The organism is Flavobacterium cheongpyeongense, assembly GCF_003202435.1.
Lineage (GTDB): Bacteria > Bacteroidota > Bacteroidia > Flavobacteriales > Flavobacteriaceae > Flavobacterium > Flavobacterium cheongpyeongense.
This window is the reverse complement of record NZ_QJHK01000014.1, coordinates 20,688-41,107: the sequence shown is the minus strand read 5'-3', so window position 1 is coordinate 41,107 and position 20,420 is coordinate 20,688. Positions and strand designations below refer to the sequence as shown.

At 33.6% G+C, this 20,420-nt stretch carries 21 protein-coding genes and 1 tRNA gene; 15 read left to right on the top strand and 7 right to left on the bottom strand.

What is annotated here, in order from left to right; all coding sequences use genetic code 11:
* The first annotated feature begins 44 nt into the window (after positions 1–44).
* On the top strand, positions 45–626 hold the full coding sequence (locus DMB65_RS15220; protein ID WP_008464642.1) for a TetR/AcrR family transcriptional regulator: 582 nt from the start codon (positions 45–47) through the stop codon (positions 624–626).
* Positions 627–1,097: 471 nt separating this feature from the next.
* On the opposite strand, the gene DMB65_RS15215 is transcribed toward DMB65_RS15220, so the two are convergent.
* Positions 1,098–1,172 (bottom strand) — tRNA-Pro (locus tag DMB65_RS15215).
* Positions 1,173–1,472: 300 nt separating this feature from the next.
* Between DMB65_RS15215 and DMB65_RS15210 the strand changes: the two genes are divergently transcribed.
* The 6 genes from DMB65_RS15210 (at position 1,473) to DMB65_RS15185 (ending at position 6,812) form a co-directional block, all read left to right on the top strand.
* Positions 1,473–2,240, top strand: a complete 768-nt coding sequence (locus DMB65_RS15210; RefSeq protein ID WP_031455881.1) for a ParA family protein — start codon at positions 1,473–1,475, stop codon at positions 2,238–2,240.
* A 5-nt stretch (positions 2,241–2,245) separates the two neighbouring features.
* The gene (locus DMB65_RS15205; protein ID WP_110307496.1) at positions 2,246–3,148 is read left to right on the top strand and encodes a ParB/RepB/Spo0J family partition protein; all 903 of its coding nucleotides are present in this window, start codon (positions 2,246–2,248) and stop codon (positions 3,146–3,148) included.
* On the top strand, positions 3,148–3,714 hold the full coding sequence (locus tag DMB65_RS15200) for a DUF5683 domain-containing protein (protein WP_110307495.1): 567 nt from the start codon (positions 3,148–3,150) through the stop codon (positions 3,712–3,714). Before DMB65_RS15205 ends, DMB65_RS15200 begins: the two co-directional genes overlap by 1 nt.
* A 44-nt stretch (positions 3,715–3,758) precedes the next feature.
* Positions 3,759–4,466 carry a 4-hydroxy-tetrahydrodipicolinate reductase gene (dapB, locus tag DMB65_RS15195; protein ID WP_110307494.1) on the top strand — a complete coding sequence of 236 codons (708 nt, stop codon included), beginning with the start codon at positions 3,759–3,761 and terminating at the stop codon, positions 4,464–4,466.
* A gap of 46 nt (positions 4,467–4,512) precedes the next feature.
* Positions 4,513–6,075, top strand: a complete 1,563-nt coding sequence (gene lepB / locus DMB65_RS15190) for a signal peptidase I (RefSeq protein ID WP_110307493.1) — start codon at positions 4,513–4,515, stop codon at positions 6,073–6,075.
* 122 nt (positions 6,076–6,197) lie between these two features.
* Positions 6,198–6,812: a WbqC family protein gene (locus DMB65_RS15185; protein WP_110307492.1), complete on the top strand. Its 615-nt coding sequence runs from the start codon at positions 6,198–6,200 to the stop codon at positions 6,810–6,812.
* A 32-nt stretch (positions 6,813–6,844) separates the two neighbouring features.
* On the opposite strand, the gene DMB65_RS15180 is transcribed toward DMB65_RS15185, so the two are convergent.
* The 6 genes from DMB65_RS15180 to DMB65_RS15155 all read right to left on the bottom strand — a co-directional run bounded on the left by DMB65_RS15180 (position 6,845) and on the right by DMB65_RS15155 (position 13,068).
* Positions 6,845–7,891 carry an endonuclease/exonuclease/phosphatase family protein gene (locus DMB65_RS15180; RefSeq protein ID WP_165834954.1) on the bottom strand — a complete coding sequence of 349 codons (1,047 nt, stop codon included), beginning with the start codon at positions 7,889–7,891 and terminating at the stop codon, positions 6,845–6,847.
* Between the two features lie 17 nt (positions 7,892–7,908).
* Positions 7,909–8,772, bottom strand: coding sequence for a rhomboid family intramembrane serine protease (locus tag DMB65_RS15175; RefSeq protein WP_110307491.1), 864 nt, complete (start codon positions 8,770–8,772; stop codon positions 7,909–7,911).
* Between the two features lie 45 nt (positions 8,773–8,817).
* Positions 8,818–9,570: a rhomboid family intramembrane serine protease gene (locus DMB65_RS15170; protein ID WP_110307490.1), complete on the bottom strand. Its 753-nt coding sequence runs from the start codon at positions 9,568–9,570 to the stop codon at positions 8,818–8,820.
* Positions 9,567–11,471 carry a DNA mismatch repair endonuclease MutL gene (gene mutL, locus DMB65_RS15165; RefSeq protein ID WP_110307489.1) on the bottom strand — a complete coding sequence of 635 codons (1,905 nt, stop codon included), beginning with the start codon at positions 11,469–11,471 and terminating at the stop codon, positions 9,567–9,569. The genes DMB65_RS15170 and mutL overlap by 4 nt, the downstream gene beginning before the upstream one ends.
* A 162-nt stretch (positions 11,472–11,633) precedes the next feature.
* On the bottom strand, positions 11,634–12,206 hold the full coding sequence (ribH, locus tag DMB65_RS15160; protein WP_110307488.1) for a 6,7-dimethyl-8-ribityllumazine synthase: 573 nt from the start codon (positions 12,204–12,206) through the stop codon (positions 11,634–11,636).
* Between the two features lie 82 nt (positions 12,207–12,288).
* Positions 12,289–13,068 carry a tetratricopeptide repeat protein gene (locus tag DMB65_RS15155; RefSeq protein WP_110307487.1) on the bottom strand — a complete coding sequence of 260 codons (780 nt, stop codon included), beginning with the start codon at positions 13,066–13,068 and terminating at the stop codon, positions 12,289–12,291.
* A 241-nt stretch (positions 13,069–13,309) separates the two neighbouring features.
* Between DMB65_RS15155 and recF the strand changes: the two genes are divergently transcribed.
* From recF to DMB65_RS15115, 8 genes are all read left to right on the top strand, one after another.
* Positions 13,310–14,389: a DNA replication/repair protein RecF gene (gene recF, locus DMB65_RS15150; RefSeq protein ID WP_110307486.1), complete on the top strand. Its 1,080-nt coding sequence runs from the start codon at positions 13,310–13,312 to the stop codon at positions 14,387–14,389.
* Between the two features lie 51 nt (positions 14,390–14,440).
* Entirely contained in the window at positions 14,441–15,118 is a 678-nt protein-coding gene (locus DMB65_RS15145; protein ID WP_110307485.1) for a DUF2461 domain-containing protein, read from the top strand.
* A gap of 146 nt (positions 15,119–15,264) precedes the next feature.
* Positions 15,265–16,326, top strand: coding sequence for a glycosyltransferase (locus DMB65_RS15140; protein ID WP_110307484.1), 1,062 nt, complete (start codon positions 15,265–15,267; stop codon positions 16,324–16,326).
* Between the two features lie 131 nt (positions 16,327–16,457).
* On the top strand, positions 16,458–17,471 hold the full coding sequence (gene murB, locus DMB65_RS15135) for a UDP-N-acetylmuramate dehydrogenase (protein ID WP_110307483.1): 1,014 nt from the start codon (positions 16,458–16,460) through the stop codon (positions 17,469–17,471).
* A 43-nt stretch (positions 17,472–17,514) separates the two neighbouring features.
* Positions 17,515–17,973, top strand: a complete 459-nt coding sequence (locus DMB65_RS15130) for a GNAT family N-acetyltransferase (protein WP_110307482.1) — start codon at positions 17,515–17,517, stop codon at positions 17,971–17,973.
* Positions 17,974–17,986: 13 nt separating this feature from the next.
* On the top strand, positions 17,987–18,601 hold the full coding sequence (locus tag DMB65_RS15125) for an FMN-binding negative transcriptional regulator (RefSeq protein ID WP_110307481.1): 615 nt from the start codon (positions 17,987–17,989) through the stop codon (positions 18,599–18,601).
* An 83-nt stretch (positions 18,602–18,684) separates the two neighbouring features.
* On the top strand, positions 18,685–19,791 hold the full coding sequence (locus DMB65_RS15120) for a glycosyltransferase (protein WP_110307480.1): 1,107 nt from the start codon (positions 18,685–18,687) through the stop codon (positions 19,789–19,791).
* On the top strand, positions 19,782–20,333 hold the full coding sequence (locus DMB65_RS15115; protein WP_110307479.1) for an RNA polymerase sigma factor: 552 nt from the start codon (positions 19,782–19,784) through the stop codon (positions 20,331–20,333). Before DMB65_RS15120 ends, DMB65_RS15115 begins: the two co-directional genes overlap by 10 nt.
* The last annotated feature ends 87 nt before the right edge of the window (positions 20,334–20,420 follow it).

Below are 20,420 nucleotides of genomic sequence, written 5' to 3'. Positions count from 1 at the left end.
AATGTAAACAGTTTGGTTTACATTTGCAATAGAATATTTTATTTATGGAAAAAAAAATAAATCAAGTTTCAAAATCCCAGAAAAGGGACGAAATGATTAAAAGCGCTTATGACATTTTCTACAAGAACGGTTTTCACGCCACCGGTGTAGATGCCATCGTTGATAGTACTGGTATATCCAAACGAACACTTTACAAACACTTCACATCAAAAGAGGGACTCATTATTGCTGCCGTTAATTATTACCACGAAATCATGTATAGAGCAATAGCAGATTATATAGAAAAATCTACATTAGACCAACCAGTTGATAAGGCTTTACTCATTTTTGACTTTCTTGCAAAGCTGGTAGATGCCGGCAATCTTTATGGCTGCTTTGCAATGAATGCAAAAACAGAATATGCGCACAAGGCAGTAGAAATAGAAGCAGCTTGTGATGTCCACACAAATGCCTTAAAGGGGCTCATTGAAAAGTATCTATCTGAGGCAAAAATTAAAGAAAGTGAATCGCTGGCTATTCAGATTATGATGTTATTTGAAGGGGCAATTCTGCGAAGCAAAGGGACAAAAAATTCGTTACCAATTAAATTAGCCAAGTCTGCCGCTAAAATAATTTGTAGTCAATAATAATGTGGTTTTATAAACTCCAGTATCATTTTGAAAAAACGCACTAATTTAACGTGAATGCTGCATTATGGTTTTTATTCTTGATTTCATTTTTGGAGTTGACACCTGCTTTTAGTCATTGATATTATCTTTATGGTATAGCGTAAGCCAGGTTTCTATATACTGAAGAATTGTAACTTCTGTATGATTTAATCATGGAATCTTTGAATCCTTTGATCTTTCTGTAGTAATTAAAAGAAAAAACACACGAAATTATACCCTGCAATTTAAAAATGAGTTGATCAATACTTTTTTATTTAATAGATCCTTATAATTTGGAATTAATTCTAATCCCTAAATTATTGTTACTGAAGGCCTAACTTTTGCGAATGATCCCACATAACTTGAATATCTTGGAGTTGAAAATAAAAAGAAAAACCCCTTAAATCATATGATTTAAGGGGTTTTGACTGCCTTTGAAAGGCTCTTTAGTCGGGGTGGCAGGATTCGAACCTGCGGCCTCCTGCTCCCAAAGCAGGCGCGATAACCGGGCTACGCTACACCCCGTAAGCGGGTGCAAATATAGAACTATTTTTGGGTTATCCAAAACAATTTATAAAATAAGAAAAAATTAATAGAAAAAAGAATAACCAAATTATTTAAGATTGCTGAACAAATTTAAAATCCAAACGCTGTTTTATGAAAAAAAACAATTAAAATGAAAGAATCTACTCTAGTTAATTTTGTATAAATGGTTTTAAAACACGCACAAAACAAAGGCTGCAGGACATTTCGCAAATGTTAACAAAATAGATTTTCAAAAACCATAAATAATTGTATTTTTACGGTTCAAAATTTAGAAAATAAATGGGCAAAATCATTGCTATTGCTAATCAAAAAGGAGGCGTTGGAAAGACTACTACATCGGTAAATCTTGCTGCCTCATTAGGTGTTTTAGAGAAAAAAGTATTATTGATCGACGCTGATCCTCAAGCCAATGCTACATCTGGCCTTGGAATTGATGTAGAATCAGTAGAAATTGGAACTTATCAAATTCTGGAACATACTGTAACACCAAAAGAAGCCATTTTAAAATGTACAGCTCCAAATGTTGACGTGATACCTGCTCACATCGACCTTGTTGCAATCGAGATTGAATTGGTTGACAAAGAAAACCGGGAGTATATGCTTAAAAAAGCATTAGAAGAAGCAAAAGAAGAATATGATTTTATCATTATCGATTGTGCGCCATCTCTTGGGTTGTTAACTTTAAATGCTTTGACGGCTGCAGATTCTGTGGTTATTCCAATCCAGTGCGAATATTTTGCACTCGAAGGATTAGGAAAACTTTTGAATACCATAAAAAGTATTCAAAAAATCCACAATCCCGATTTGGACATTGAAGGTCTATTACTAACCATGTACGACTCGAGATTACGTTTATCAAATCAGGTTGTTGAAGAGGTTCAAAAACATTTTAACGACATGGTATTCGAAACCGTTATCCAGCGAAATGTAAAATTAAGTGAAGCACCAAGTTTTGGAGAAAGCATCATAAATTATGACGCTACCAGCAAAGGAGCTGTAAATTACATTAATCTGGCTCAGGAAATTATAAAGAAAAACAGCAAATAGTTTTTATGACAAAAGCAATTAAAAAACAAGCCTTAGGAAGAGGATTATCAGCATTATTAAAAGATCCGGAAAATGATATTACATCAGTAGAAGATAAAAATGCTGACAAAGTTGTTGGAAACATCATTGAGCTTGAAATAAGTGCTATCGAAATAAATCCTTTTCAGCCAAGAAGCAATTTCAACGAAGAATCATTACGTGAATTAGCCACTTCTATTAAAGAACTTGGTGTGATTCAACCTATTACTGTTCGGAAATTAGACTTCAATAAATACCAGTTAATTTCAGGAGAGCGTCGTTTACGTGCTTCCACCTTGGTTGGCTTAACACATGTGCCTGCTTACATCCGTATTGCTAATGATAACGAATCATTAGTAATGGCTTTGGTTGAAAATATTCAACGGCATGATTTAGATCCTATTGAAATCGCTCTTTCTTACCAGCGTCTGATTGATGAAATTCAGTTAACTCAGGAGCAAATGAGCGAACGTGTAGGAAAAAAACGTTCTACTATTGCCAACTACTTACGCCTTTTAAAATTAGATCCGATTATCCAAACCGGTATTCGTGACGGTTTTATTAGTATGGGTCACGGAAGAGCAATTATCAATATCGAAGATTTAGATATCCAGACTGATATTTACCAAAAAATAGTAAGTCAAAACTTATCGGTTCGCGAAACAGAAACTTTGGTAAAAAACTATCATGAAAGCCTAAAACCAAAAGCCGAAGGAAAACCTAAAGCAGCTTCTTCATTTGTAGTTGAAGAAACCCAAAAAAACACTTTTAATGATTATTTTGGAGCGAAAGTTGATGTAAAGGTGACAGGCAACGGAAAAGGAAAAATTACCATTCCGTTTAATTCAGAAGCCGACTTTAACAGAATTATAAAATTAATAAACGGATAGTGAATAAAATTATCCCCATAAGTCTATTGTTCTTTCTCTTAGGAACCGTCTCTCTTTTTGCTCAGGCAAAAGAAGAAACGGTTTTAGTCACTAAAGACACTACTAAGTTGCAGGAAATAGATCCGCTTACACCAGCAAAGGCTGCCTTTTATTCTGCCATTTTACCCGGTTTAGGACAAGCATACAATAAAAAATACTGGAAAATCCCTTTGGTGTATGGCGCTATCGGTACCAGCATGTATTTTTACCTAGACAATAATAAAAAATACCATCAATATCGTGACGAATACAAACGAAGACTTGAAGGTTATAGCCCGGAAAGTGGCGATTTCGATTTTCTGAGCGACGACAGGCTTATTGCCGGCCAAAAATTTTATCAGCGTAATCGTGATTTATCTGCTTTATTTGTTGTTGGATTCTATATCTTAAACATTATTGATGCCAATGTTGATGCTGCTCTGATTCAATTTAACGTCAATGAAAGATTATCGCTTCGTCCGGAAATTTACCCTTCTGATGTAACTTTTAAACCAAATGTCGGACTAACTTTTAATTACAACTTTTAAATAGCTTTTTATTTCTATTTAAATTAAAAAAATATACAAAAAAAATGAAAATTGCACTTTTAGGATACGGAAAAATGGGTCAGGTAATCGAAAGAATTGCTCTGGAAAGAGGCCACGAAATTGTCTTGAAAAAAGATGAATTCAATACTTATGACGGACTTTCAACAGCCGATGTGGCTATAGATTTCAGTGTCCCTACTGCAGCTGTATCTAATATTTCAAGTTGCTTTCATGCCAATGTTCCGGTAGTATCAGGAACAACAGGATGGCTGGAACATTATGACGAAATGGAAGCTCTTTGCAATGAAAAACAAGGTGGTTTTATCTCAAGTTCAAACTTTAGTCTGGGTGTCAATATTTTCTTTGAACTGAATGAATATTTGGCCAAAATCATGGCTCAGTTTGATTCTTATAAAGTATCAATGGAAGAAATTCACCATACTCAAAAATTAGATGCCCCAAGCGGAACAGCAATTTCTTTAGCAAAAGGAGTAATTGAAAACAGTACTTACGCAAAATGGACAATGGAAGATCCACAGCCAAAAGAAATTCATATCAAATCCAAAAGAATCGGTGATGTTCCCGGAACCCATACTGTAACGTATGATTCGACAGTTGACAGCATCGAATTAAAACACACCGCACATAATCGTGAAGGTTTTGCTTTAGGAGCTGTTATTGCTGCCGAATGGTTAGCCGGCAAAAAAGGAATCTATACCATGAAAGACGTTTTGAATCTGGAATCCAAATAATTAAAAAAAGTAATATTCTGAAATTTCAGAACTAAAATATAAAATTATGACACTTTATCTTTGGTTTGTTTTTTTCTTAGCCGTACAAGTAATCCATTTTTTGGGAACCTGGAAACTATATGAGGCTGCAGGCAGAAAATCGTGGGAAGCTGCAATTCCTCTTTATAATTCGATTGTTCTGATGAAAATTATTGGTCGTCCAACCTGGTGGACAGTATTACTTTTCATACCGATTATCAATCTGATTATGTTTCCTGTTATTTGGGTTGAAACCTTAAGAACGTTTGGAAAAAAATCAACTTTAGATACTGTTTTAGGGATTTTTACTTTAGGGTTTTACATTTATTATGTCAACTATACTCAAAAATTAGAACATAATGCTGACAGAAAATTAACTCCTGAAAACAGAACCGCAGACACCGTAAGCTCATTGCTCTTTGCTATAATTGTAGCAACACTTGTACACACCTATGTTGTACAGCCCTTTACAATTCCAACTTCATCATTAGAGAAATCCCTGCTAATCGGAGACTTTTTATTTGTAAGCAAAGTAAACTATGGACCAAGAGTTCCTATGACCACAGTCGCACTGCCAATGGTACATGATTCTATTCCATTAACTAAGAAAAAATCATATTTGAGCTGGCCACAATTACCCTATTTAAGATTGCCTGCTTTAGAAAAAATAAAACGAAACGACATTGTTGTTTTTAACTGGCCGGTTGATACCGTACATTATTTCTTTGAACCAAAAGGAAGACCTGGCGTTATAAAACCAATCGACAAGAAATCTAATTATGTAAAACGCTGCGTGGGTGTTCCAGGAGATAGTTTGTCTATAAAAGACGGTTTTGTTTATATCAACAATAAAAAACTAATCCTTCCTGAAAGAGCAAAACCACAATATTCTTATGCAGTAGCATTAGATGGTAAAACGCCAATCGATTTCGAACCTCTACTAAAAGAACTGAACGTGAATCTTGTTGATGTTATGGGCTTTAAAGATGATGCCAAAAGGGACACTTTGTATTTTGCAGCTTTAACAGAGGCAAGTGCTGAACGTTTAAAAAACACTCCGGGAGTAACTAATGTAAAAAGACAAATCGCTAAAGGAAATGAAAATGCAATTTTCCCGCATATCAACAAATGGAATCAGGATAATTTTGGCCCGATTTATATTCCTGAGGCAGGAAAAACAGTTTCGCTTACAAACGAATCTTTACCTTTTTACAAAGACATCATCACTACTTACGAAGGAAACACATTGCAACTTGATGGTTCAAAATTTTTAATAAACGGAAAACCTGCAACCACTTATACTTTTAAACAAAACTATTATTGGATGATGGGCGACAACCGCCATAACTCTGAAGACAGTCGTTATTGGGGATATGTTCCCGAAAATCACATTGTTGGCAAACCTGTTTTTATCTGGATGAGCTGGGACACCAATGGAAAAGGGATCAATAAAATTCGTTGGGACAGAGTTTTTACTACTGTAGATGGCGAAGGACAGCCACAATCCTATTTCAAATACTTCCTGATTGCTTTAGCAGCATTCTTTATTGGAGAATATTTTTGGAAAAAAAGAAAAGAAAACAAAGCATAATTAAATAAGTTATTTTTGTTTGCTTCGCCTGTTCGAGCAAGCTCTTGAGTCAGGTTTCAAGTTTCAAGTTCGTCAAACCTAAAACTTGAAACCTGAAACAATTTTAAACAAAAAACAAAAACATGAATTCCTTATTACTTCCTACTTATTTTCCGTCAATAAGCCATTTTGCAGTTATGGCTCAATCTGAAAATATCACTTTTGAAATGGAAGATAATTTTCAGAAACAGACTAATAGAAACCGTACCTATATCTACAGTCCAAACGGAATTCAACTTTTAAATATTCCGGTAAAACACTCTAAAACAGCACACCAAAAAACAAAAGACGTTTTAATTGAGAATGAATTCGACTGGCAAAAGCAACATTTCAAGTCTTTAGAAGCAGCTTACAGAAGTTCTCCATTCTTTGAATTTTTCGAAGATGACATTCTTCCTATATTCGAAAAAAAGCATATTTATTTAATGGATCTCAATATGGAAGTTTTAGAAACCGTTACCAAATGTCTTCGTATGAAATTAGAATTCAATATTACTTCTGAATATTTTCATGAAGCTGAAAACGTTTTTGATTTCAGATATTTGGCAAATGGAAAGAAAGACACCAATTCATTCGAAAAATATCCTCAGGTTTTTGGCGACAAACATGGCTTCATCAATAATTTAAGTGTATTGGATTTACTTTTTAATGAAGGTAAATTTGCAATGGATTATTTAAAGACTCAAAAAATAGTCTAACATCTTTTTATTCAGATGTGATTTTATATAATTCATTCCATTGAAATTCTTGTCATGATTGGAAAATGATCTGAGTTTTCAAAATCAGAAAAACTTTCAAATTGCTTTACCTTAATTTTAGGATCGGTAAAAATATAATCAATTCTGGCAGGATAATAGCGAAATTTATAGGTAGCACCAAAACCTTCTCCGGCTTCCTCAAAAGTATCTTTTAATTTTCCTTTTATATTTCTGTAAACATACGAAAAAGGGCTATTATTCATATCTCCACAAATGATAATTGGATTTTTACATTCTTTAATATTCTCTTTAAAAATTTCTGCCTGCTCTTGCTGCTGTCTGAATCCTTTACTAATCCTGGCATAAATTTGTTGTGATTTGCGTTGGTTTACATTATCGATATCATTTGAAATCTTATCAACATCCGGTGATATTTTAATAGACTGCAGGTGCATATTATAGACACGAATAACATCCTTTCCTCTTTTTATATCCGCATAAATAACATTATTATCTGATTTCGGAAAAATAATATTCCCCTCATTTATAATTGGAAATTTTGAAAAAATAGCCTGTCCTGTTTTAATTTGATTTCCGTCAATAAAAATATAACGGTGTGGATATACTTTTAAATCCAGATGTGCTGAATTTGAATATTCCTGAACACATAAAATATCAGGGTCTCTTTCATCAATGAAAGCTTTTATATTAGATGGAATATCATCACGGTCCAGCCATTTAAAAACATTAAAAAGACGCACATTATAACTCATTACTGAGAAATCTTTTTCGTCCCTAATATATTCTTTACCTGAAAATTTGTAGAACTTATTAATAAATGTAATTCCCATCAGTAAGACCAAACCAGATAAAATAAGACGTTTTTTAAACTGAATTGCCCAATACATAAAGAACAATCCGTTTGCAACAAAAAAAGCCGGCATAAATAGCGTAAGCACCGATAAAAGAGGAAAGCTCTTGGGTGCAAGAAATGGCAAAACATAGACACTAAATGTAAGGACAGTCAGCACTATATTCAAAAAGAACATTATTTTATTAAACCACGAAAGGTTTTTCATATTATTATGCTAAAAGATTATTTTCCAGCTTTAAATAGAAACTCTTTTTCTTCTTTTGTCAGACAATCATAACCAGACTGACTAATTTTATCTAAAATTTCATCAATTTGTTGTTGCGTTTTGTCTTTCGTAACAATTTTTGATGTCGCTTTTTCTGTAGGTTTTTTATAATTTTTATGAACTTTTTTAAATGGGGTTGAAGGTGATTTTTTAAATAAATTGGCGAAAAAATCTAATATTTTAGAAACTATGATGCTTAAATCTGTTCCGTTTTGAAGTAATTTAATATAAATAAATCCAAAAAAAGCACCTGCCAAATGTGAAATATGACCGCCTGTATTATCTAAGCGTAATTGCATCAAATCCAGGATAAGGATTACACCTGTAATATGCCACAATTTCACATTCCCAATCAATAGTAAACGAACATTCATCAATGGCTGGTATGTTGTTGCAGCAACTAAAATTGCCATAATTGCAGCAGAAGCTCCTACAATAGAAGCTGAAATATTTAGAAAATAAAAACTTAATGCAAAAGCAATTCCAGAAAAAACAGCACCTAAAACATACACTCCTAAATACTGTTTTTGAGTAAAAAAAGTCAAAAACAACTGGCTTGCAAAGTTTAAAACCATCATATTAAACAATAAATGCAAAAAGGTAGAGTGAAAAAAAGCATAGGTTAGAAATGTCCAGGGCTTAAATAGAAAAACATTCTGATCAGATGATAATTCCAACCAGTTTGGATAATCAAATCCTCCGCCAGAATATTGATAAAAAAACACTAATGAAATCAAGAAACAAGCAATATTCCAATAAATTAAACGTAGAGAAACACCTCCTATTTTATACTGCAATTTCAAATCATCAAGAATATTCATAAAAGCTTCTTTTTGTTTTTATTATTAATTATCTAAAGTTAAAAATTAATTCCAACGATTATTATTAAACTGATTTTTTTTCCAGTATAACATCATTAAATAGCCTGTCAACGCTCCACCAAGATGTGCAAAATGTCCAATTAAGTGACCACTACCGCCTCCAAATAAAGAATTGTTTTTCAATCCTAAAACTAAATCAATCGTTAAAATACCTAAAACAAAATATTTGGCCTTAATTGGAATTGGAATAAAGATCAAACCTAATTCTACATTTGGAAACATAAAAGCGAATGCAATCATCAAACCATATGTTGCCCCTGAAGCCCCCAGAGAAGCACCAAAATAAGATCCCGTAAAATTTCTATATTCCGTAGCCGTTAATATATCCTGCCATCTTTCATCTATCTTCCCTTCACTTAAAAGATTCAATACATTTGATTTTGAAAATCCTGCTGTTATTAAAGAATTCAATCCATCCTGAAACATATAATATTTTATTGCAGTATCAAATAAAACTGCACCTAATCCACAGGAAATATAAAAAAACAAGATTTTTTTAGGTCCGAAAGCCATCTCTAATGTAGAACCAAAAGAAATGAGTACAAACATATTAGATATAATGTGCAATATATCTCCATGCATAAACATATGTGTAACAGGCTGCCATAGCATAAAATTAGGGCTTTCAGGAAAGAACATAGCTAAATATTCATATGAAATAGGTACAAGCTGGGAACCTATAAAAAAGATAACATTAATAATAATCAGTTGTTTGACAACTGGAGTCATATTCATCATAAAGCAAACTTTTTATCTATATCTTCCACCCGCATAGTGATGAAAGTAGGTTTTTGAAAAGGTGAAATATTTGGATCTTTACAGGCAAACAATCCGTTTACCAGATTGTCCTGCTCTTTTTCGGTTAAATACGATCCGGTTTTAACCGCTAAACTTTTGGCCATCGATTTGGCAATGGTATCATTTTGACTGTAACTACTGGCCGGAATTCCGTCTTGCAGATCACTTAATAATTGTTCAATTACTATAGAAACTTCGCTTTCGGTAATATTAACCGGTATTCCGGAAATAACAATATGATCTGTCTGCGCATCTTCAAAAACAAAACCTGTTGTTTCAAGTGAGGCTTTTAGCTCTTCGATTAAGGTCATTTCATCTGAAGAATAAAACAAGTTCAACGGGAATAACAATTGCTGGCTTGCCGCCTGATTTACTGTCATATTTAGTAAAAACTGTTCGTATAAAATACGCTGATGAGCCCGTTGCTGATCCACAATCACCATTCCTGATTTTATTGGTGAAACGATGTATTTTTTGTGTATCTGATATGTTTTTTGACTCACCTGTTCGACTTCATCATCGTTAAACAAGGAAGATGTCACTTCTTCATTTTCAAAACTAAAAGGCGAACTCTCGATGCTTTCTGTTTCTAAACCAACATATAAACTCTCCCAGCTTGCTGAGGGCTCTACTCTTTTAGAATATCCGGAATATGAATTCGATCCTGAACTAAAACCGGAACCTGACCCAGATCCGGAAGTTACTTTTGAATAATGCTGATTTGTTTTATCATCGGTAAACGGATTAAAAGTTCCATCTACCTGAATAGTTGGTGTTTCGGCTGCTAAATCTTTATAATGATAAGGCGTATCCAAATTGGCATCGCGATCAAAATCCAGGACAGGTGCTACATTAAACTGCCCCAAACTGTGTTTTATAGCAGCTCTTAAAATAGCATATAAAGCCTGCTCATCATCAAATTTTATTTCGGTTTTTGTGGGATGGATGTTGATATCGATTGTGTTTGGCGGCACTTGTAAGTACAAAAAATAACTCGGCTGCGCGCCCTCTTTTAAAAGTCCCTCGTAAGCTGCCATAACTGCATGATGCAGATAACCGCTTTTTATAAAACGATCGTTTACAAAAAAGAACTGTTCACCCCTGCTTTTCTTTGCGAATTCAGGCTTGCAGACAAACCCCTGAACGTTTATAATTTCGGTATCTTCATTTACCGGAACCAATTTTTCATTGGTTTTTCCAGACATGATACCCACTATTCGCTGACGATAACCTGCTGCTGGCAAATTGTACATTTCGCTTCCATTGTGATAAAAAACAAAATGAATATTGGGATGTGCCAATGCTACACGCTGAAATTCATCCATTACGTGACGAAATTCTACCGTATCTGATTTCAGGAAATTACGTCTGGCAGGAATATTAAAAAATAAATTTTTAACCGCAAAAGAAGTCCCTTTTGGTAAAACCGCTACTTCCTGCGAAATAAACTTACTTCCTTCAATAATAATATGTGTACCCAGTTCTTCCTGGTCTTGCCTGGTCTTCATTTCCATATGTGCAATTGCTGCGATCGAAGCTAAAGCTTCTCCACGGAAACCTTTAGTACATAATGAAAATAAATCTTCGGCCTGACGAATTTTTGAGGTTGCATGACGTTCAAAGCACAAACGGGCATCTGTAACACTCATTCCTTTACCATTATCAATAACCTGAACCAATGACTTTCCGGCATCTTTAATAATCAATTTAATGTCGGTTGCCCCAGCATCAACAGCATTTTCAAGCAACTCTTTTACGACTGAAGCAGGTCTTTGAACCACCTCACCGGCAGCAATCTGATTGGCAACATGATCTGGAAGTAATTGAATAATACTCGACATTAAGAAAAAACTATTTAAAGGTTAAGGTTTAAATTTTTCAAACCAAAGTGTACAAATTTAATGAATTTCTATGGGCTTTTAGAATTTCATGAGTCATAAAAAAACAAAAAACCTATACTATTTTACAGTATAGGCTTTAAATATTTCAAAACAATTGTTGTTTTATTCATTCTCTATTTTTACAGGTATCTCTTCAATCTGAATCGCTCCTGAAGCCAATAAAGGTTGATTAAAAGTATGGGTTATTGAAGCCTGCTGGCGAATATAGGCCATTTTTATTGCCGCTATTGCAGCCTCAGTTCCTTTATTACCGTGAACCCCTCCACTCCTGTCAATCGACTGCTGTATCGTATTATCTGTCAAAACACAAAATATAACCGGAATATCGGTCTGAACATTCAGATCTTTGATTCCCTGTGTAACGCCTTCGCATACAAAATCAAAATGTTTTGTTTGCCCCTGAATCACACATCCAATTACAATAACTGCATCAACATTTTGTGTTTGCAGCATTTTCTTTGCACCATAAATCAGCTCAAAACTACCCGGAACATTCCAGCGGACAATTTGTTGTGCAGGAACTTCACAATCTGTCAATGCTTCAAAAGCACCATTATAAAGTCCTTCTGTAATAGTGTCGTTCCACTCAGAAACAACAATCCCAAATCGAAAATCTTTCGCATTTGGGATTGTGTTTTTATCGTATTCTGATAAATTTTTATTTTCGGTTGCCATCTTTTATATTTAAGATTTTAGATTTTTAATTTAGATGGTAAAAATACAAATCTAAAAACTAATCTGAACTCTAAAAATAAAATTATTGCGCTAATCCAATCAATACATCAACAGAAGCAGCTTCCGGAGTTGCATCGAAGTTTTCTTTTATATCTGTAAAATACTTCAAAGCATCTTCTTTTTGACCCAAAGCCAAAGCTGTTTTTCCTGCTTTTAATAAGAAACGAGGTGTTGTAAAATCGTTTTTGTTAGATTCAGCAGCCTTTACATAATAGTCTAAAGCTTCTTTTTGATTATTTTTTTGAGAATAAGCATCTCCAATAGCGCCTTTTGCCAAAGCACTTAAAATCATATCTTCGGATTTAAACTCGCCTAAATATTTAATAGCCTCATCAAATTTCCCTGTATTCAAATAAGCCATACCTGCATAGTAATTTGCTAAGTTTCCTGCATCAGTCCCAGAATATTCGTCAGCGATTTTTACGAATCCGAATTTACCTTCAGAACCATTTAACGCCAATTTGTATAATGAATCACTTGCTACGCCATCAGTTGCTTTTTGGAAATTTTGCTGTGCAACAAACATTTCATTTGCAGCCTCATCTTGTTTAGGAGCTTCAATAAATTTTTGGTAAGCCAAATATCCAATAGTTAATACCGCAATCCCAGCCACTAAACCAATAATTATTTTTTGATTTTTAGCCACCCAGTCTTCAGTTCTTGAAGCAGTTTCGTCTAATTTCGAGAAAACACCGGCAGTTGTACTGTCTTTTTCGTCAATAATTACCTCTTGTTCTTCATTAACTTCTTTTACCTCTTTCTCTTTTGGTGTCTTATATCCTCTTTTATTGTAAGTTGCCATTTAAAAATAATTTAGTGAACGGCAAAAATAAAATTTTTATTGAAATTGACATCAAAAAAATCAATTTTATCACTATTTAAAAAAAAATAATTTGAACAATCGTAACTCCTTTCGATTCAGTAGCAAAATAAATCATTCAGAAAAGCTTCAAAAGCCTTTTATATCGATAATTTTCGATAATTTGCACCCTCAAATTTTTGCTGTTCCAAAACACTAAAATTTATTTTACATTTCCTTAAAAATGCATTTAAACAAAATTTCTTTATTCAATTATAAAAATTTCTCCGAAGCCAGTTTTGATTTCGACATCAAGATTAATTGTTTTGTAGGCAAAAACGGAATTGGAAAAACCAATGTACTGGATGCCATTTACCATTTGGCTTACGGAAAAAGCTATTTTAATCCATTGGCGATTCAGAATATCAAACACGGAGAAGAGTTTTTTGTCATTGATGCCGAACTTGAAAAAAATGAAAGAACAGAACAAATTGTATGCAGTTTAAAAAAAGGACAAAAGAAGGTTTTGAAAAGAAACGGAAAGGCTTACGATAAATTCTCTGATCATATCGGATTTATTCCGCTGGTTATTATTTCACCAGCCGACAGGGACCTGATTGTCGAAGGAAGCGAAACCCGCCGTAAATTCATGGACAGCGTTATTTCGCAATTAGATTCTAATTATCTGCATCAGCTTATTCAGTATCAGAAAATAATTGTGCAGCGTAATGCTTTACTGAAATATTTTGCACTGAATCATGTTTTTGACAATGACACCTTATCTATATATAATGAACAACTGAATAGTTTTGGACAATCGATTTTTGAAAAACGAAAAGATTTTCTGGAACAATTTATACCTATATTTAATACACACCATCAAGCAATAACAGGCTCCGAAGAATCAGTTCAATTGGTTTATGAAAGTCATTTGTTTGATAAAGATCTCTTGATTCTTTTACAGGAAAACATCAATAAGGATCGTGCGCTGCACTACACAAGTGTCGGCATCCACAAAGATGATTTATCGTTTGAAATCGATCAGCACCCGATAAAAAAATTCGGATCACAAGGCCAGCAAAAATCATTTTTGATTGCTTTAAAACTGGCTCAATTCGAATTTCTAAAAAAACAAAGCGGTGTAAAACCATTGCTGCTTTTTGATGATATTTTTGATAAATTAGATGAAAGCCGTGTTGCTAAAATTATCGAAATGGTTAACAGCGAAACTTTTGGTCAGCTTTTTATTTCAGATACACATCCGGAACGTACCGAAAAAATTGTCAAATCGACACATCAGAGTTATAAAATATTTAATTTGTAATTTTATAAAGAATTTAAAAGTTAAAGAAACAACTGCAATAAAAAACCGATCATGCTAACAAAAGAATCATTGCAATTTTTAGACGATTTAAAAAAGAACAACAACCGTGACTGGTTTCAGGATAATAAAAAACGCTACGAAATCTTCAAGAAAGATTACCACCAACTGGTAAGTGATTTTCTGGATGCTATGAAACCGCTGGATCCTTCTTTGGAACTATTGGAAATTAAAGATTGTACATTCAGGATCAATCGTGATATTCGTTTTTCTAAAGACAAATCGCCTTATAAAGCACATTTGGGTGTCTGGCTATCGTCTGGTGCAAAAGGGGCAAATCGTTCCGGGTATTATGTACATATTGAAAAAGACGCCAGTTTTATTGCCGGCGGATTTTATTCGCCTGATGCGGATCAGTTAAAAAAAGTACGCAAAGAAATCGCCTTTTTTCATGAAGACTTAGAAGCCATTTTAGCCGAAAAAAACTTCAAAAAAGAATTCGGCAATTTTGACGTAAACGAAAACAATTCGCTTAAAAGCATGCCCAAAGGTTACGAAAAAGACCATCCGGCAATTGCCTTTTTAAAGCTGAAAAGTTTTACGACATCTCAAAAGTTTGACATTTCTGAGGTTACACAAAATGACTTCGTTTCTAAAATGAGTAAAAAGTTAATCGCTTTAAAACCATTAAACGAATTCATTAACCGTGCATTAGACACTGACGAATTTTAATTTGGTTTTTCACAGATTCTCGCAGATTATTTCTATACAGTAAAATTCTTTTACTCTTTATTAATCTGTAGCAAAAAAATCCTCAGATTTAATCAAATTAATTCGCTTAAATTGGTGAAATTCGTGACAAATTTTTAATATATAGAATGAAAAAAAGAAAAATACTTTTTCTTGGAGAATCGTATCGCGCTGATGCAATTACGTGGATGAAAGGTCTGAAAGAATTTGGTGATTTTGAAATTATCACGTGGGAACTTAAAACGCCTAACAATTCTAAACTGAATCGTTTCAAACGCATAGCAGAGTATCTCTTCTCTCCTATTACTATCCGTAAAATCATCAGGCAAGAAAAACCGGACATGGTAATTGCTGAAAGAACGACCAGTTATGGTTTTCTTGCCGCTTTATCCGGATCTGAAACTATTGCCATTGCCCAACAAGGAAGAACAGATTTATGGCCGGAAGGTTCTGTTTTATATCCCTTTAAGAAAATCATTCAAAAATATGCTTTCAAAAAAGCGGATTTAATTCATGCATGGGGACCGGTCATGACAATTTCGATGAGAGAAATTGGCGTTGACATGAACAAAGTTATGGTTTTACCAAAGGGAATTGACTTATCGCTTTTTACTCCTTCGACAAATAATTCGGGTAAAATTGAAGCCATTGTTACACGCTCACTTCAGCCTGAATACCGACATGATTCGATTTTAAAAGCTTTTGGAATTTTGAACCAAAAAGGGATTGATTTTTCTCTGACTATTGTTGGTGACGGAACAAGATTACAACACTTAAAAGATTTAGCCACAGCACTCCAGATTGAGAATAAAGTGATTTTTACAGGACGTATTCCAAATACAGAACTTCCTAAACTATTACAGCAATCAAATATCTACATCAGCATGCCGATTACCGAAGGCGTTTCTGCTTCTTTATTTGAAGCGATGGCTTGCAATTGTTACCCCGTTGTTTCAGATATTCCCGGGAATCAAAGCTGGATCACACATCGTAAAAACGGAGAATTAATTGAAATTGATAATATCAAAATGCTGGCAGAAGAACTAATCTGGTCTTTTGAAAATGCTGAATCCCGAAATCAGGCTATTCTTCAAAACAGAAAATTTGTTGAGGAAAATGCTAATTATGATATTAATATGAAGGTAATTGCGGATAAATATCATGATTTACTGAGTATCAGAGACATTTAACCGCAAGATTCGCTAAAATTTATACTATGATCGCAAAGCTTATCGAACTTTGTGCAAACTTTGCATATTTGCCGATGAAATAAAAAATTATAATTCATACTTTTGGACTCATATCAAAAGCCTTTTTAAACATGGAAATCCAATCCAATTTTTCTTTAAAAAACTATAATACTTTTGGCATTGAAGCCAAAGCCAGACAATTTATTGCAGTTCATTCTGTTGAGGAATTGAAAAGGGTTTTGTCAGCAAACAAAAACGAAAAAAAATTCATTTTAGGAGGCGGCAGCAATATGCTTTTAACTAAAGATATTGATGCTTTAGTCATTCATATCGATTTAAAAGGCAAAGAAATAATTAAAGAAGATAATGATTTTGTATGGATAGAAAGTCAGGCAGGTGAAGTATGGCACGATTTCGTACTGTATACAATTGACAATAATTTTGGTGGATTAGAAAACATGTCCCTGATTCCGGGAAACGTGGGTACCACTCCGGTTCAGAATATTGGTGCTTACGGAACCGAAATTAAAGATACATTTGTTTCTTGTGAAGCTATCAACATTGAATCTCAGGAAATGAAAACTTTCACAAACGCTGAATGTAATTTTGGATATCGCGAAAGCATCTTTAAACATGAAGTAAAGGATCAATATATTATTACTTCGGTTGTTTATAAATTAACAAAACACAATCATAAAATCAATACATCTTATGGTGATATTTTGGCTGAATTGTCAAAAAACAACATTACCCAACCAACTTTAAAAGACGTCAGCAACGCCGTAATCACTATCAGACAAAGCAAATTACCGGATCCGAAAGAATTAGGAAATAGCGGAAGTTTCTTTAAAAACCCAATTTTATTAAAATCTGATTTCGAGAAAATCCACAAAAAATTCCCGGAAATGAAATTTTATGAAGTTTCAGAAACAGAAGTAAAAGTTCCGGCCGGATGGCTGATTGAACAAGCCGGTTTTAAAGGAAAACGTTTTGGCGATGCCGGGGTTCACAAAAATCAGGCTTTGGTTTTAGTAAATTATGGAAATGCGACCGGACAGGAAATTTTGGCAGTTTCAAAACAGGTTCAAAAAACGGTTTTTGAAACTTTTGGTATTCATATTGAAGCTGAAGTGAATGTGATCTAACTTTTTCCTGCAAAACTCATTCTTAAAAATAACGAATTTAAACATGACCAATATTCTTTCTATACTTCCAGTTGATCCAAACGACAAAAAGGCTCTTGGCATTACAGAAGAATTATCAGCAGATTTATTTAAACGTTTTGGGAGCGACGGGAAAAACTCTTTCACAGACTGGCAAAACAACAATCCAAAATTTCTATTTGTTGTTGCTTCTTTAAATAATGAAATTGTAGGCTGCGGAGCCTTTAGAGCAATTAATGAAAATACGGCAGAAATAAAACGAATGTATGCAAAATTTCCGCGAAGGAAAATCGGGCAGACTATTTTGAGTTATCTCGAAGAAAAAGCTAAAGATATTGGTTTTAGAAATTTAGTTTTAGAGACACGTTTAAAAAACAATGAAGCTGTGCAATTTTATCAAAAACAAGGATATAAAGTAATTCCAAATTACGGAAAATATGTAAATCGATCTGAAGCGGTTTGTTTTGGAAAATCTTTGATATAAAAAAATCAAACAAATGTACACACCAGATTTATACAAAAACGAAAATAAGGAAGAAATCAGAACTTTTTTAAAAGAAAACAGTTTTGGAATTTTGATTAATCAGACAAATGGGAGATTATGCGCAACCCATATTCCGATAGAACTTGAGGTAAACGCTGTCGGAAAAGAAATTCTGCAGGGACATCTTTCAAAACTAAATCCGCAGGCACAGGGATTTGCAGAAAACGATCAGGTTTTGGTTGTGTTTACCGGTCCACATTCCTATATCTCGTCTTCCTGGTACGATCATGAAAATGTACCAACCTGGAATTATATAGCTGTGCATGTTTACGGAAGAATTAAAATTGTAGATGAAGCAACTTCAATAGAACAGCTTAAAAAATTAGTTGATAAATATGAAGCAAATTCAGAAAACCCTGTTCGCATAGAAAACTTATCTGCAAAAACGATGCGCGAAGCAAGAGGAATTTTTGGTTTTGAGATTGAAATAGATGAAATTGAGGCCACAAAAAAACTGTCACAAAACCGTGATGATCATAATTATAAAAACATAATTTCGGAATTAGAGAAAACCGAAAACCCTCAGGCTATTGCCGTTGCGAAAGAAATGTCAAAATGCCGAAAGTAAATCGGTTTTAACCATTGAAAATTACGAATTCATAAGTACATTTGCGCTCGCAAGATTCAGAAATTAAAAGACCATAAAATCAAATGCTTATATTTTCACTTTACTTCTTTATTGCTGTTGTATTTATACAAATATTTTACTACTTAGGGATTTTTGGAAAGTTCGCCTTCGGTAAACCCCAAACTATTACGCAAAAAAAACTTCCGGTTTCAGTAATTGTCTGCGCAAAAAACGAAGAAGAAAATGTAAAAAAGTATATTCCATTACTGGCAGAACAGAATTATCCTGATTTTGAAATTGTTTTAATTGATGATGCATCAAATGATGAAACCTTAGAAGTTTTTGAACAATTTGAAGAAAAATATTCAAACATTCGACTAGTTAAAGTAAAAAACAACGAAGCTTTTTGGGGGAATAAAAAATATGCCTTAACATTAGGTATAAAAGCTTCTACAAAAGAATATTTGTTATTTACCGATGCTGATTGTCATCCTGCTTCAACAGAATGGATTACTGCCATGACTTCTCAATTTACAATGAATAAAACTATCGTTTTAGGATACGGAGGTTATGAAAAAACAGAACGTTCCTTACTGAATAAAATTATTCGTTTTGAAACGGTTCTTACAGCAATGCAATATTTTTCATGGGCAAAAATAGGACTTCCATACATGGGAGTAGGAAGAAATTTAGCCTACAAAAAAGAAGAGTTTTTTAATGTAAATGGCTTTATTGAGCATATCCAGATCCGTTCTGGTGACGATGATTTATTTGTAAACCAGGCGGCAAACAAAACAAACACTACAGTTGCATACATGCCTGAAAGTTTCACTTATTCAAAACCAAAAGAAACATATAAAGAATGGTTTACCCAAAAAAGAAGGCACGTCGCTACGGCAAATTACTATAAGTTTTTTGATAAAATTCAATTAGGTCTTTTTTATAGCTCACAATTATTATTCTTTTTATTAGTTATTCTATTACTGACTTTTCAATATCAATGGATTACTGTATTGGCATTATTGGCAACCCGATATACGATAGCATGGATTGTAATTGGATTTTCTGCCGGAAAATTAAAAGAAAATGATTTGAAAGTTTGGTTTCCTGTTATAGAAATTATACTTATATTCACGCAAATCAATATCTTTATAACTAATATTTTTTCAAAACCAGCAAATTGGAAATAAATTCTAAAATAGAAAAAGCAAAAAAAGGCGATCAAATCGCCTTCACTTTTTTATTAGATTTTTACTGGAACAAAGTGTACGGATTCATGCTAAAACGTACAGAAAATGAAACTGTAGCAGAGGACATTACTATTGAAACTTTCTCAAAAGCTTTCGATAAAATAGCAACTTATAACCCTGAATTTCAATTCAACACCTGGCTAATCAGCATTGCAAAAAACGTTTACATTGATTTACTCCGTAAAAAGAAATCCAATCTTTTTATAGAGATCACTGACAATGAGGATCAGCAGGCATACAACATTGCCGATCCGACTCCCTCTGCAGAAGATGCACTGATTAAAGAACAAAATTTATCCCGTTTGCTTTTATGCATCAAAGAATTAAAACCTCACTATCAGGAAGTGATTCAGTTGCGTTATTTTCAGGAAATGACGTATCAGGAAATTGCACTCAAAATCAATGAGCCTTTAAGCAATGTAAAAGTAAAACTCCTTCGTGCTAAAAAATTATTAGCAGAAATTATCGAACGTAATCGATAATTTACTATCTTTAATAAAAGAATAGGACATCAATAGTTTTATTCTTAAAAAACCAAACATTTCACATACCAAACGTTCTTTGTTTTC